General features: G+C 48.0%; 10 protein-coding genes and 1 tRNA gene. 2 read left to right on the top strand and 9 right to left on the bottom strand.

The genetic code is table 11. The features are described 5' to 3' along the window. Positions 1-726: 726 nt before the first annotated feature. On the bottom strand, positions 727-2424 hold the full coding sequence (locus tag C8N47_RS15065; protein WP_107823398.1) for a glutamine--tRNA ligase/YqeY domain fusion protein: 1698 nt from the start codon (positions 2422-2424) through the stop codon (positions 727-729). Between the two features lie 260 nt (positions 2425-2684). On the opposite strand from C8N47_RS15065, the gene folB reads away from it, so the two are divergent. Beyond that, complete coding sequence (gene folB, locus C8N47_RS15070; RefSeq protein ID WP_107823399.1) at positions 2685-3035, top strand: dihydroneopterin aldolase; 351 nt, start codon at positions 2685-2687, stop codon at positions 3033-3035. 71 nt (positions 3036-3106) lie between these two features. Further along, positions 3107-3180, top strand: a tRNA-Cys gene (locus C8N47_RS15075). A gap of 1509 nt (positions 3181-4689) precedes the next feature. Here C8N47_RS15075 and C8N47_RS15095 read toward each other — a convergent pair. The 8 genes from C8N47_RS15095 to C8N47_RS18795 form a co-directional block, all read right to left on the bottom strand. Continuing rightward, complete coding sequence (locus C8N47_RS15095; RefSeq protein ID WP_170111415.1) at positions 4690-5649, bottom strand: PorP/SprF family type IX secretion system membrane protein; 960 nt, start codon at positions 5647-5649, stop codon at positions 4690-4692. Between the two features lie 44 nt (positions 5650-5693). Further along, a complete protein-coding gene (locus C8N47_RS15100) occupies positions 5694-6716 on the bottom strand; it encodes a T9SS type B sorting domain-containing protein (RefSeq protein WP_107823403.1) in 1023 nt (340 codons plus the stop codon). Positions 6717-6768: 52 nt separating this feature from the next. Continuing rightward, positions 6769-7344, bottom strand: coding sequence for a hypothetical protein (locus C8N47_RS15105; RefSeq protein WP_107823404.1), 576 nt, complete (start codon positions 7342-7344; stop codon positions 6769-6771). Continuing rightward, on the bottom strand, positions 7322-7603 hold the full coding sequence (locus C8N47_RS15110) for a GIY-YIG nuclease family protein (RefSeq protein ID WP_211316166.1): 282 nt from the start codon (positions 7601-7603) through the stop codon (positions 7322-7324). The genes C8N47_RS15105 and C8N47_RS15110 overlap by 23 nt, the downstream gene beginning before the upstream one ends. A 5-nt stretch (positions 7604-7608) precedes the next feature. Then, on the bottom strand, positions 7609-7941 hold the full coding sequence (locus C8N47_RS18790) for a hypothetical protein (protein WP_170111416.1): 333 nt from the start codon (positions 7939-7941) through the stop codon (positions 7609-7611). A 535-nt stretch (positions 7942-8476) separates the two neighbouring features. Then, positions 8477-9559, bottom strand: coding sequence for a hypothetical protein (locus C8N47_RS15120; protein WP_146161546.1), 1083 nt, complete (start codon positions 9557-9559; stop codon positions 8477-8479). A 413-nt stretch (positions 9560-9972) separates the two neighbouring features. Next, on the bottom strand, positions 9973-11277 hold the full coding sequence (locus C8N47_RS15125) for a hypothetical protein (protein WP_107823407.1): 1305 nt from the start codon (positions 11275-11277) through the stop codon (positions 9973-9975). 224 nt (positions 11278-11501) lie between these two features. Then, positions 11502-14619, bottom strand: a 3118-nt coding sequence (locus tag C8N47_RS18795) for a hypothetical protein (protein WP_170111417.1), incomplete at its 5' end; no start/stop codon positions are given.

Raw genomic sequence — 14619 nt, forward strand, 5'->3', positions numbered from 1 at the left:
ATTAAGTTAGCCTTTCAGGCTACTAACCCCCACGCTGTGCTCTTGGCTATCTTGTCTCATTACTCATTACTCAAGTCTCATTACTCACGACTTAAGACTCTATTGCGGCGATGCTTTTCCCTACATAGCAGGATTGGGAGGGGGTACTTTCCCCGGGGTGCCATTCCCTTCGGTCATTTGCCCCGGGCTGAATTAAGTTAGCCTTTCAGGCTACTAACCCCCTCGCTGTGCTCTTGGCTATCTTGTCTCATTACTCAAGACTCATGTCTCATTACTCCCGACTCAAGACTCTATTGCGGCGGTGCTTTTTCCAACATCGCGGGATTGGGAGGGGGTACTTTCCCCGGGGTGCCATTCCCTTTGGTCATTTGCCCCGGGCTGAATTAAGTTAGCCTTTCAGGCTACTAACCCCCTCGCTGTGCTCTTGGCTATCTTGCCTCAATACTCAAGTCTCATGTCTCATTACTCACGACTTAAGACTCTATTGCGGCGGTGCTTTTTCCAACATCGCGGGATCGGGAGGGGGTACTTTCCCCGGGGTGCCATTCCCTTCGGTCATTTGCCCCGGGCTGAATTAAGTTAGCCTTTCAGGCTACTAACCCCCTCGCTGTGTTCTTGGCTATCTTGTCTCATTACTCATTACTCATTACTCAAGTCTCATTACTCAAGACTCACGACTCCCGACTCAAGACTGCCACTAACCACGGGCTGTCCTGCTTTCCCGGACTACTTACCCTGCATCTTGGCCCAGGTATCGCGCAGTGGAGCAGTCCGGTTAAAGACCAGCTTATCGGAGCTTGTATCCGGATCGACATTGAAATAGCCCAGTCGCTCGAACTGGAACGAGTCCAGTGCTTTGGCATCTTTCACGAAGGGCTCCACATAGCAATTATCCAGCACCTCCAGCGAATCGGGGTTCAGAAATTCCAGAAAATCTTTATCCTTATGTCCGTCGGGCTCCTCGTCGCTGAACAAACGATCGTACAGGCGCACTTCGGCTTTTACATTCTCCGTTACCGACACCCAGTGCAGGGTTGCTTTCACCTTGCGTCCGTCGGGCGAGTTACCACCGCGCGATGCCGGATCGTAAGTACAACGCAGCTCGACAACTTCTCCGTTTTCGTCCTTCACCACCTCGTTACAGGTAATGAAATAGGCATAGCGCAAGCGCACCTCTTTGCCGGGTGACAAACGGAAGAATTTGCGCGGCGGGTTTTCCATAAAATCATCGCGCTCAATATAAATCTCCCGGGTGAAGGGAACTTTACGCGTGCCTGCGTCCGGATTTTCAGGGTTATTCACCGCATCCAGCTCGTCCACCTGCCCTTCGGGGAAGTTGGTAATCACCACTTTCAACGGATTCAACACACCCATCACACGCTGTGCATGCTTATTCAGGTCTTCGCGAACGCTGTGCTCCAGCAGGGCTACATCAATCACCCCATCCACCTTGGTAACACCGATACGCTCGGCAAAATTACGAATCGATGCCGAAGTATAGCCCCGACGACGCAAACCACAGATGGTCGGCATACGGGGGTCGTCCCAACCGTTCACATAGTTTTCCTTCACCAGCTGCAACAACTTGCGCTTACTCATCACCGTATAGGTCAGGTTTAAGCGGGCAAATTCAATTTGTCGTGGCCGGTAATCCGAATCTTTCAGCTGATCGATAAACCAGTCGTACAACGGGCGGTGCACCTCAAATTCGAGCGTACAAACCGAATGGGTAATCCCTTCCCAGTAGTCGCACTGGCCATGTGCAAAGTCGTACATCGGGTATACGCTCCATTTGTCACCGGTACGGTGATGAGGAGTCTTCATGATCCGGTATATAATCGGATCGCGCATGTGCATATTGGGAGAGGCCATATCAATTTTGGCGCGCAGTACGCGTTCGCCTTCGTTAAACTCTCCCGCTTTCATGCGTTGAAAAAGATCCAGGCTCTCGGCTACCGGTCGGTTGCGGAAAGGGCTTTCCGTTCCGGGGCGTGTTGGCGTTCCTTTCTGACTGCTGATGGTCTCCGCATTCTGATCGTCAACGTAGGCTTTCCCCTCCTCAATCAGCCGGACGGCAAAATCATATAACTTCTGAAAATAATCCGAGGCATAAAACAGACGGTCTCCCCAGTCGAAACCTAACCAACGCACATCCTCCATGATTGAGTCAACATACTCGGTATCTTCTTTCGAGGGGTTGGTATCGTCGAAACGCAGGTTGGTAATCCCGTTGAATTTCTGAGCAGTCCCGAAATTCAGGCATATCGACTTGGCATGGCCAATATGCAGATAGCCATTGGGCTCGGGCGGGAAACGCGTATGCACCATTCCTCCGTTCTTACCGGCTTTAATTTCTTCTTCAATAATCTGGTGAATAAAATTCTTCTTGACCACCACTTCTTTTTCAGGACTATTTTCACTCATATATCAGACTTATCTATATTCTACTTCGATCATCACACATTGGCCACGCAAAAGCAAAAAACGAACATCGTATGCGGGAGCGTTTTACTGCACATTCGTCATCGCCATACGAATCAACCAGGCTCCTTGCAGCCAATTAAAGACAAAAGTATAAAATGATTCCGCACAAAAGCTTTTCAAGCCCGCGAAAATTAAACATCTTAAAAAGAAAAATTAATTTTACAGACCAAACAAAGCACTCATATTTAAAATGAAATAGGATGGATCTAATCGAATTAGAAGGAATGGAATTTTACGCCTACCACGGGCATTACGATTTTGAACAACAGGTGGGCGCCCGCTTTCAGGTGTCGGCGACCATCCATACCGACTGCAGCAAGGCCGGGCAAACCGACAATCTGGACGATGCACTGAATTATCAGAAAATTTACGACATCATCAGCGAAGAGATGAAAGTCCCTTCTGCCTTGCTCGAGCATGTGTGCACCCGAATCATCGACCAGATATACCGCTCATTTCCAGACATCGAAAAGGCAACCATCAAACTATCGAAGATGAATCCGCCGCTGGGTGGCGAGCTGGCAAAGGTGAGCGTTCAGCTTTCGCGATAATCAAAAAACCACAGTCCCTGTTGCAAGGCAATATTTTTTGCATATATTTGCAAACCGAAAACAAGGAATAAGGTCGGTTGGCCGAGTGGCTAGGCAACGGTCTGCAAAACCGTGTACGGCGGTTCGAATCCGCCACTGACCTCCATCTTCAAAAGACTCTCAGCAAATGCTAAGAGTCTTTTTTTGTTTTAGGGTTTCATGAAACGCGGAGAAGTCGTGAGTCGTGAGACTTGAGTCGTGAGTCGTGAGTCGTGAGACTTGAGGCTTGAATCTTGAGGCTTGAGACGTGAGGCTTGAGTTACTAGTCCTTGTTGGTTCTCCCTTTAGGGAGTCAGAGGGTAAAACAAGGACGGGCGATTTGTTGCTGGTTACTGGTTACTGGTTGCTGGTTGCTGGTTGCAAATTCCAAAATCCAAGTTCCAAAGTTCAAATTCCAAAGAGTTTAACCGCAGAACGTGTCCCGAACTTGCTTCGGGAGGGCGCTGAGGAGAACGCAGAGACGCAGAGAAATCCCCCCGCGGGCTGAAGTGTGAGTCGTGAGGCTTGAGTCGTGAGACTTGAGGCTTGAGGCTTGAGACGTGAGGCTTGAGTTACTAGTCCTTGTTGGTTCTCCCTTTAGGGAGTCAGAGGGTAAAACAAGGACGGGCGATTTGTTACTGGTTACTGGTTACTGGTTGCTGGTTGCAAATTCCAAAATCCAAGTTCCAAAGTTCAAATTCCAAATTCCAAAGAGTTTAACCGCAGAGGGCGCTGAGGAGAACGCAGAGAAATACCCCCGCGGGCTGAAGTGTGAGTCGTGAGTCTTGAATCGTGAGTCGTGAGTCGTGAGACGTGAGACTTGAGGCTTGAATCTTGAGGCTTGAGACGTGAGTTATTAGTCCTTGTTGGTTCTCCCTTTAGGGAGTCAGAGGGTAAAACAAGGACGGGCGATTTGTTGCTGGTTGCTGGTTACTGGTTGCAAAATCCAAGTTCCAAGTTCCAAAGTTCAAATTCCAAATTCCAAAGAGTTTAACCGCAGAGGGCGCTGAGGAGAACGCAGAGACGCAGAGAAATACCCCCGCGGGCTGAAGTGTGAGTCGTGAGTCGTGAGTCGTGAGACTTGAGGCTTGAATCTTGAGGCTTGAGACGTGAGGCTTGAGTTACTAGTCCTTGTTGGTTCTCCCTTTAGGGAGTCAGCGAGTAAAACAAGGACGGGCGATTTGTTGCTGGTTACTGGTTACTGGTTGCTGGTTACTGGTTGCAAAATCCAAGTTCCAAGTTCCAAAGTTCAAATTCCAAAGTTCAAATTCCAAATTCCAAAGAGTTTAACCGCAGAGGGCGCTGAGGAGAACGCAGAGAAATACCCCCGCGGGCTGAAGTGTGAGTCGTGAGGCTTGAGTCGTGAGACTTGAGGCTTGAGACGTGAGGCTTGAGTTACTAGTCCTTGTTGGTTCTCCCTTTAGGGAGTCAGAGGGTAAAACAAGGACGGGCAATTTGTTACTGGTTGCTGGTTACTGGTTGCTGGTTACTGGTCCATCAGTCCTTCATTCCTTCAATCCGTCAATTTGTCTACTGTGCCTTCTTCCAATTATCAATGGTAAATCGTTAAATTGTAAATTATCCCTGGCTGCGACTTCTTCTGTCCTTCAGTCCTTCAGTCCTTCAATCCTTCAATCTAGAAGTACTGTTTTCGGGTATAGGGTCGGCGGTAGAAATCGAACTCGTAGACCACGCGAAGCTCGTGGGTTTGCAGTTGATATTTAAAGATTTCGCGCCCGAAAGGAAATTCCATGGCATAGCCAAAGCGCATATTTTTCATCATCACAAACTGGGTGACGATGGCTGCCGTGTTGTTGGTGCGGTACATGGCTCCCACCCAAAATTTATCGTAGAACAGCCAGTTGGCAGCAATGTCGGCAATGATGGGCTCGCCGACGGCAAATTTCATCAACAGGGTTGGTTTAAAGCGGATTTGTCGTTGGCGGCCAAAGAAATAGCCCCCCAGGAGATAAGCATAACGAACATCCGCCAGTGAAGAAAAATTAATCACATCGGCCCGAAACTTATTCGAGACCAGTTGCGGCACCGATAAGCCCACGTAATAGTCGCGGGTATACACCAGGGCACCAACGCCCCACTTAAGCATCAGCTTTTGGTGAATATCGCTTGCGAAGGCTTCATCCGGATCGTCGGGTCCCCAATCCAGGTCGTAGCGTGTCAGCAGGTTATCGTAATTGATAATCCCCACCTTCAATCCCAAGCGCAAATAGGTTTTCCAGTCGAGCTTCACCTGGTACGAATAGTCGGCTGCGATGGTCAGCTTGTTTTCGTAGCCAATATGCTCGTTGGTGATGTTCAGGCCTATTCCGTTATTGTCGTTCTTAACCGGTTTATACCAGGTAGCAGCTGTCATCAGGGGTGCGCCGTCCTGTCCCAGAAAATAACGACGGGTAAACACCTGGATCCCCACTTTTTCCCACATGCCTGCATAGGCCGGGTTAATGGTCTGCATCCCGTTCATATACTGGGTAAACACCGGCTCGGTATAAATTTTATGCGAGCGGTCCTTATCGATCTGCGCCAGGGCATTCGAGCAGCTCATCAGCACAAACAGTGCGCTGAAAACGATTTTCATCCGTTTGCGGGTCAATATGTATGTTTGTCGTCGTCTATTCATACCTAATTCCCAAAAGAGCCCAGTCCGTAGGCTACCATTACAAAGCCCCGTTCATAATCGCCGTTTCCTTTATCTAAGATATACAAATAAACACCAGGAACAACCATTCTATCCTTATTCTGGTGATGTTTAATAGTTTGACCGCCCCACCACAGGTCTGCCTCGTTGGTTCCCCAAACATTCACGTTACCGTAGTTTTTGTGTTTATACAACAGGTAACCCTGCTTGTCGAAGATCATCAGCGTGGCATCGGGATACTGCTCAATACAATCGATCACGAAATAGTCGTGGGCGCCGTCACCATTGGGTGAGAAACCTTCCGGAATAAAGAAGTGACAGGTTGTATCGGGCTCCGGTTCGCAGTCCAGATCATCGGGGATGGTAATATACACCGTAGCGGTGTCGCACAGCCGGTCTTCAATGTCCAGGCACAGCTCGTAGCGGAACGAGTCGATGCCGAACAGCTCGAAGTTGGCGTAGTACGAGAAGGATCCCTGATCATCCTCGGGGAACAAATCGCCCTTAAGAGGCCATTCCAAAATGTTGACAATGATGTTGTAGTTACTGTCCCAACTATCGTTTTCGGTCACATTGTCAAACAACGGATCGCAATCAACCGTGTAATAATCGTCGACCGCTACCGGCGGAATAATCTCTTGTTTGAGTTCCAGAATTTCAATCCGACCGATCTTCAGATGGTTGGTACATGCAATGGCATTCCAGGCTTCCACTTTATAGAAATAAACACCCGGTTCGTGCCAGATCACCTGAACACTTGGTCCCGTGCTGACTCCGTTAACAAACTCGGCCATCTCCGGGGGTACATAACCGTCGGTGGTTGCAAAGTTCACCGTCGAGTCGGTGTACAATTCCCAGCTGTAGCTATCGCCCGGCAACGGATCAATACTCAGGGTTGATGTCTGACCTTGATACACCGTGTACTGGGCCGTAGCAGAAGCCACAGCAAAGACTACCGGCAAAATTGCCAGCGCCAGCTTACGTGTATGGTACCAAAGTCGATTCATTTATTACTTAAAAGTTCATAAGTACTGTGTACATGAGTTCATAAGTTCTATTTCAATTTACTTCACCCGTTACCTTCGGGGTATAATAGTCGGGCTCAACATTAAGCCACTCGTTCATCTTTGTATGGTTTATTCGTTCTTGGTGCTCCTGAACAAAACCACCTGTGTGCTCAAACCAATCCAAGACAATAGCTCGTTTTAGTTTCGTGGATCGCTTACTGGTACAAGTCAAATAGCTGGACCAAGGGTATTCTAACGGATGCTCACAGAAACCATGATGCACCGGATTTTGGTGAATGTAGATGACCACATTTCTCAAGTATCCCGGATTATCAATTTTCTTTCGCTTAAAAGGTCGTTCGAACAGACTGCCGGTACGGTCGTAACGCTTATTCATATATTTGGAATAAGCACTAAATAGGTGTGAAAAATGAAGATGAGGCTTTGGAATCCTGACGCTGTCCGCTGCTTCGCAGGCCGACAGGTCGATCGTCTCCCATTTTCGTTCTTCAAACCTGACAGCATCTTCAGATCTGTCAGCGTTACTATACCGATAAACGATGTCATCTTTTATCCTCACCAACAAATGAAAATGATTAACCCTGTCAAATAAGATTTGATTCTTCATTATTCCATTGTTTTAGTCTGTTTTTCAAAAACATTTTACCATAATGAGTCTTTAAATATTGCTCCCTATGAGTCGCGTCTTGCTGGTTTAAGCAGCCTTCAAAATAGATTAAGACAAGCGGGCGTCTATTTCTTGTAGATCCAACCTCTCCATTAAGATGCTGCTCAAATCTTATTTTTAAATTTTTAGTGTAGCCTGTATAGTTCTTACCGTCTTTCAGACTACGCAACACATAGATATAGTAGAATTGCTCCATCATAAAATTTAAAAATATTTAACAGGGTAAAGCATTAACACCCAGGCATAAGTCTCGGCAACAGGATTCATATACCGATCATACAAATCCAGGAAATGCTTGTAATTCTCTTCCTCCCGAAAAAGATCACAGCTATTGTTTCCACGATTATAGATATGGTAATAAGCTCCGTATGTTAATGACTCTGTTTTCATATCACTTGCATTACTTTTATTTTGACGCTGTCCGCTGCTTCGCAGGCCGACAGTCGACAGTTCCCGGGCTTCGTTCTTCGAACCTGACAGCATCGACAGATCTGTCAGCGTTAAAACAATCGCCTCATGTTGCCCTTTTAACATCATCCTTTTGACTTTTGCCTTCATTACTTTTGCCTTCTGTTCAGGCGTAGCTCTCCCGTTCCGGTCAAAATAACCGGTCATTACATTTATTGTCTGGCCTCCGGTCCCCGGGGATGGCCCTCGTGGCGCTCCCTTATTCGGTGGATGCATCCATCCGGGAGGTCCATTTTTATTCTGGATCATGTATCTGTCATTTACAATTCAATTTAACCGCTAAGACCGCTGAGTAGTCGCTGAGTTCGCAAAGGATATTCTTTGCGTTCTCCGCGCTTCTTTGCGCCCTTTGCGTTGTAAAATTCTTAACCGCAGAGATCGCTGAGAAGCGCTAAGTTCGCCAAGTCTTATTTTTGACTTCAAACTTTTGCCTCTTGACTTCTCTGTTTTTACTTCATCCTTTTGCCTTTCCATTCCTCTTCTTTCCTTTCCCCCACCGGGGGAACCGAAGGGGGCTCCTAATCTCGTCCAGCCCTCCCGATTGATGGGAAGAACTGGTGTGGATATCTTGGTTATGAAAAAGCATTATCAAGCAGATTCACCTTTAATTCGTTTCATTACCCGGAATCATTGGTGTAGGCGTATCAGGCTGTACATCCGGACGTGGAGTTAAGGTTTGTGTTGCGGCATCCATGCCATCTGCTCCAATTGTTGCATTACACAAAGGTCCCTCGTCTGTCAGCGTGTTGTTTTCGATATCCCAATCACCGATCGAGTTCACACCATCAACGGTTAGGGTGATGTTTTGATCCACCAGTCCTTCATAGGTTCCGTTGGTAATGGTCACCCGGACATAGATCGACACCCCGTCCGAAGTATTCATCTCGTTAGTTTCAACATCGACCGGACTTTCAACCCCCGACACGACCGTAACAGGGCTCGCAAAGTCCATCGTGTAGTCCCATTCAATAACGGCTGCCTGACCATTTCCCAAGAGGCTGTCGGGAAGCACAAAGGTTGGTGTCCAATACTTCGTAAAGTTGGCTGCAACGACCTCGAAGTACAACACCTGTGTACCAAAGTCGTACTCGATCTCACGGCTTGTTGGGTTGTAGGTTGCTCCCCGCACGATATCGAAACAGCTGCTGTCGGCCAAATCGTAGCCCAAAGCGGTGCTGTCAACAGGGTCGATATTCATGATATCAACCACAAAGGCTTTTAGCGGAGTAATTGCCCAAGCCTCGAAGTTGTTGGTACAGTATCCATCCTGAATAACCGCAACGAAGGTGGGTACCGTGTCGGAAGTGACCGACAGAATAGAATCCGACCAGGTAATCGCTACGCTGTCCGGAGCAGCTGCTCCTCCATAATTGCTACTTGTTGCCAACAGATCGCTTCCGGTGGGTGTAGTGCTTGGCGACGTCAACATCTTGTCGATATTGGTCGTTGTTGTGGTTCCGGTTGTCGAAATGAAATTCATATCGCGTGTTGCCCAGAAGGTATAATCACCGGCTTGGTTCGACTTAGCCCTGTAAACATACTCTTTCCCTGCAATCGGGTTTAGAGGCCCGTCTGCACAGTCGACCCCGCGCGTTAGACTACCCGGAACTGCTTGCCCAAAGGCATCGGTTACACCGGCTACCAGCGCCAGTGCCAGAAAAGTCTGAATTAAAAATTGCTTTTTCATTGTCATTCATTTTTACATGTTCGAAAAAAATTCTCATCTGTTAATTTATCTTCTTGCGTCCGCGAACGGACAGGTTCGTACATCCGGACTCGTGCCGGCTTTTGCGTCCTTTGCGTCTCCTTTGCGCTCTTTGCGTTATCGTATTTTAACCGCCGAGTTCGCAGAGTAGTCGCTGAGAACGCTGAGTTTGTGAAGTCTTCCTTTTTGACTTTTAACTTTTGACTTTTGACTTCATCCTTTTGACTTCATCCTTTTGACTTCATCCTTTTGCCTTTTCACTTCCCCTTCCCTCTTCTTCTATTTCTCCCCCCACGGGGGAGTCAGAGGGGGCTTTCTCTTCAAGTCCTCTGCCCCGGCCCATAAGCGGACCGGAGCGAGGTATCTTGAGTTATGAAAAAGCAAAATCATTCCAATTAGTTAACTCCCTGACCTGATTTATCTTCAAATTCTGGAGTACCCTCTTCAACCTGAGGTCTTGGTGTGATATCATATTCAACCCAATCGTTAAGAAATTGATCATCAGCACAGCCAGTAACGTCTAAATCCGCATAACCTCTATCATTATAAAAGCTACCACCACCAGTTCCTGCCGATTCATCGCCATCATAGTAGACACCATCGACCGCAAATGTCAGCGTACTTTCAGATAAATCATGCTCTATATATTTACCCCAATCAAGCCTTGCCCTCACTACGATACATTCACCTTCAGGAGCCGGCACAACACCTGCTCCAATTGTCCCGGGACTAGCTTCAGAAGCACCTGCAATAACAGGAACCGCAGATGTAAAATCAGATGCCGTAGTTCCCAATGTACCTGTTAGATCATTCCATCCTGTAGTACCGGTGGCATCACCTATATAGGCCCAACTTGCTTCAAAACCAGGAGGCACAGCACCTCCCGAGTAAGTAAACTGGAAAGTAGGCATCCAGGAATCGATAAAATTCGCAGCATTTACGACAAAGAAAACCCAGTTTTCACCATAATCTACAATTAACGAATCACCTGGAGTTACACTTGGATCGATTGATCCTAAAGCTGAATTATAAACTGTAGATTCAATGGGAGATACGCAGTCTTGAGCAACACCTTGACTTCCTGCGGGTGCAATACTATCACCGTCAGCATCCATAGCTGCGACATCAAGTGTAAATGCCGGTGTAGGAATAATTCTCCAAACCGCAATGTTGTTTGTACATGTAAACTCATCCACCACATAAGCAACAAGCAATACCTCGTTCGGCGCTAATCCATTAAAAAACTTCCATTGCATTGTTAGTGACGTGTTAATACTGGTTGTACTGTTATAACTATTAGCTCCGTCAGTTACACTCATTATATATTCACTATTTGAAATATTATATGCTCCGGTCGCATCGGTTGCATCGATATCGCTATAATCGACGGGAAGAATGCCATCAACGATACTGATCAAGCTGTCACTATTTGTCGTTACATCTAAGTTATTAACGACGAACCACCTAATGGTTGCATTAGCCGGCGTATTGGCAACGTTATAAGTATACTCCTCACCTTGAACTGGATGTAGTTCAGGGTAAGCACCGGCAGCACAGTTCAAAGGCGTTGGAGTCAAGCAGTTAACTCCATCATTATCAACATCAATAATTACGTTCTGGTACTTCTTCTGTCCAAAAGAGCTCACACTGGCAAAAACAGCTGCGAGGAGCACAATTAGGGATAAAATTTGCTTTTTCATAGTATTAACTTTTTGAGTTAGAAAAAAAGGTTTTGTAAAAATTTATTCGTATTCAATTTTTTTAAGTTCATATAAATTACAGCGTCCACGGGGGGACCGGGTCAGTACATCGGTCTGTTGTTCAACAGTCCTTGTTGTTAAGTTTCGCATTTCAGTAGTTCTTTTTCCATAGGCCTCAGTTTCCTTTCTTTTATTCTTGTTTGTATTTCTATTTATTCGTTTCATCAATTCATTTTTTGGATCCGCGGCCGCGGCCTTATTGTTATTGTTTCTTCTACTTCCTCCGATACATTTCCGTGGCAGTCGTCCACCCAATAGGTGATGGTATGCTGCACAACGGTAAAGGTCACCCCGTCGCCCCACAGCCAGATGTCGCTGCCGTAAGTGGATGGTTGCCCCGTTCCGCTAATGGAAGGATGGCTAACCGCCGCTCCGGTTATCGGGTCGGGCGTATCATCAAAGTCAATGCGCCAGTGAATGGTCAGCTCCTCGGCAGCACAGCAGTTATCCGCCAGATCTGTCAAATCCAGGAAGGTGTCGCCTGCCTGCATGGTCCGGTAGTCCACCGGCGATTTCTGCAGGTTCGGTTCCGTATGATTATAAACCGGAATCGGGTTCACCTCATCATAAATCGCCCAGTGCAAGGGGTCCACACAGTTTTGGTACGGGGTGGCGGTGAAGGTTGGAGGAATCAAATCCGGCTCAACCGTAAAGGTCGATGTACAAGTCTCCGTACTACACAAATCGGTCACGCTATAGGTGAAGCTCAGATCTGCTCCATTGTCGTAAGCATCGGCCGGCAGTTCCGGTACTTCGTCGATATTGTCTGTTGGGCTACAACCACCGGAGAAGGTGAATCCGGCGAGCCAGGCGTTGTAAGCTGTTAGAATATCTTCTTGGGATGTACATGCAGGGATGTTTGGATCGGTTGGGCAAGTGATTACGATCGGATCTGCATTCAATGTTATCGTTTGAACACAGCTACTTTGATTATCACACAAATCAACAACCGTAAACGTACGTGTTACAACAATCGGACAAGGACCGCTTTGGCTATCTTGGTAAGTCAGAGATTGAATACCACAATTATCAGATGCAGTTCCGCCCAAAGCAATAAATGAAGACACATCAATTATCTGTGATGTTGCAGAGAATGCAAAACCACTCAATGCTTCCAGTCCGGAAACATCACAAGCAATATCGTTAATATTACCCGGACAAGTGATGCTCGGCAGCTCTTCATCGTCGATCACAATCTGTTGCTCACAGGTCTGAACATTGCCGCAAAGGTCGGCGATTTGGTAAGTCCGCGTAATGGTTTCAGGACAACTAGCATTATCGCTCACATCGCCAATATGGGTGAAGCTCGACTCATCAATGCCGCAGTTGTCGGAAGCTGATCCGCCGGCTGTTGTAAACTCAGCAAAGGTTGTGTAAGCCGGTTGCTCGCTGATCGCACAGACTGCTGTCAGGTTACCCGGACAAGTGATGCTCGGCAGCTCTTCATCATCAATCACAATCTGTTGCTCACAGGTCTGAACATTGCCGCAAAGGTCGGCGATTTGGTAAGTCCGCGTAATGGTTTCAGGACAACTCCCACCATCGCTCACATCGCCAATATGCGTGAAGCTCGACTCATCAATGCCGCAGTTGTCGGAAGCTGATCCGCCGGCTGTTGTAAACTCAGCAAAGGTTGTGTAAGCCGGTTGCTCGCTGATCGCACAGACTGCTGTCAGGTTACCCGGACAAGTGATGCTCGGCAGCTCTTCATCATCAATCACGATCAGCTGCTCACAGGTCTGAACATTGCCGCAAAGGTCGGCGATTTGGTAAGTCCGCGTAATGGTTTCAGGACAACTACCACCATCGCTTACATCGCCAACATGTGCGAAGCTCGACTCATCGATGCCGCAGTTGTCGGTTGCTGAGCCAGCAGCGTTTACAAAGGCGGTGTAATCGGCATAAGCCGGTTGCTCGTTAATGTCACATACTGCGGTGAGGTTACCCGGACAGGTGATGCTCGGCAGCTCTTCATCGTCAATCACAATCAGCTGCTCACAGGTCTGAACATTGCCGCAAAGGTCGGCGATTTGGTAAGTCCGCGTAATGGTTTCAGGACAACTACCACCATCGCTCACATCGCCAACATGGGTGAAGCTCGACTCATCGATGCCGCAGTTGTCGGAAGCTGAGCCGCCTGCATTTACAAAGGTGGTGTAATCGGCATAAACCGGTTGCTCGCTGATCGCACAGACTGCTGTCAGGTTACCCGGACAAGTGATGCTCGGCAGCTCTTCATCATCAATCACGATCAGCTGCTCACAGGTCTGAACATTGCCGCAAAGGTCAGCGATTTGGTAAGTGCGGGTGATGGTTTCAGGACAACTACCACCATCGCTCACATCGCCAATATGGGTGAAGCTCGACTCATCGATGCCGCAGTTGTCGGTTGCTGAGCCACCAGCGTTTACAAAGGCGGTGTAATCGGCATAAGCCGGTTGCTCGTTAATGTCACATACTGCGGTGAGGTTACCCGGACAAGTGATGCTCGGCAGCTCTTCATCATCAATCACGATCAGCTGCTCACAGGTCTGAATATTGCCGCAAAGGTCAGCGATTTGGTAAGTGCGGGTGATGGTTTCAGGACAACTACCACCATCGCTCACATCGCCAATATGGGTGAAGCTCGACTCATCGATGCCGCAGTTGTCGGTTGCTGAGCCACCAGCGTTTACAAAGGCGGTGTAATCGGCATAAGCCGGTTGCTCGTTAATGTCACATACTGCGGTGAGGTTACCCGGACAAGTGATGCTCGGCAGCTCTTCATCGTCGATCACAATCAGCTGCGTACAGGTCTGCAAATTGCCGCAAAGGTCGGCGATTTGGTAAGTCCGCGTAATGGTTTCAGGACAAGTACTACCATTGCTCACATCGCCAACATGGGTGAAGCTCGACTCATCAATGCCGCAGTTGTCGGAAGCTGATCCGCCGGCTGTTGTAAACTCAGCAAAGGTTGTGTAAGCCGGTTGCTCGCTGATCGCACAGACTGCTGTCAGGTTACCCGGACAAGTGATGCTCGGCAGCTCTTCATCATCAATCACGATCAGCTGCTCACAGGTCTGAACATTGCCGCAAAGGTCGGCGATTTGGTAAGTCCGCGTAATGGTTTCAGGACAACTACCACCATCGCTTACATCGCCAACATGTGCGAAGCTCGACTCATCGATGCCGCAGTTGTCGGAAGCTGATCCGCCGGCTGTTGTAAACTCAGCAAAGGTTGTGTAAGCCGGTTGCTCGGAGATAGCACAAACCGCGGTCAGGTTACCCGGACAAGTGATGCTC

Source organism: Mangrovibacterium marinum, assembly GCF_003046625.1.
GTDB classification, from domain to species: Bacteria; Bacteroidota; Bacteroidia; order Bacteroidales; family Prolixibacteraceae; genus Mangrovibacterium; species Mangrovibacterium marinum.

Excerpts from the sequence above, each read along its gene's own strand:
- C8N47_RS15065 (WP_107823398.1), bottom strand. The coding sequence starts at position 2,424 with ATGAGTGAAAATAGTCCTGAAAAAGAAGTGGTGGTCAAGAAGAATTTT.
- folB (WP_107823399.1), top strand. The coding sequence starts at position 2,685 with ATGGATCTAATCGAATTAGAAGGAATGGAATTTTACGCCTACCACGGG.
- C8N47_RS15095 (WP_170111415.1), bottom strand. The coding sequence starts at position 5,649 with ATGAAAATCGTTTTCAGCGCACTGTTTGTGCTGATGAGCTGCTCGAAT.
- C8N47_RS15100 (WP_107823403.1), bottom strand. The coding sequence starts at position 6,716 with ATGAATCGACTTTGGTACCATACACGTAAGCTGGCGCTGGCAATTTTG.
- C8N47_RS15105 (WP_107823404.1), bottom strand. The coding sequence starts at position 7,344 with ATGAAGAATCAAATCTTATTTGACAGGGTTAATCATTTTCATTTGTTG.
- C8N47_RS15110 (WP_211316166.1), bottom strand. The coding sequence starts at position 7,603 with ATGATGGAGCAATTCTACTATATCTATGTGTTGCGTAGTCTGAAAGAC.
- C8N47_RS18790 (WP_170111416.1), bottom strand. The coding sequence starts at position 7,941 with ATGATGTTAAAAGGGCAACATGAGGCGATTGTTTTAACGCTGACAGAT.
- C8N47_RS15120 (WP_146161546.1), bottom strand. The coding sequence starts at position 9,559 with ATGAAAAAGCAATTTTTAATTCAGACTTTTCTGGCACTGGCGCTGGTA.
- C8N47_RS15125 (WP_107823407.1), bottom strand. The coding sequence starts at position 11,277 with ATGAAAAAGCAAATTTTATCCCTAATTGTGCTCCTCGCAGCTGTTTTT.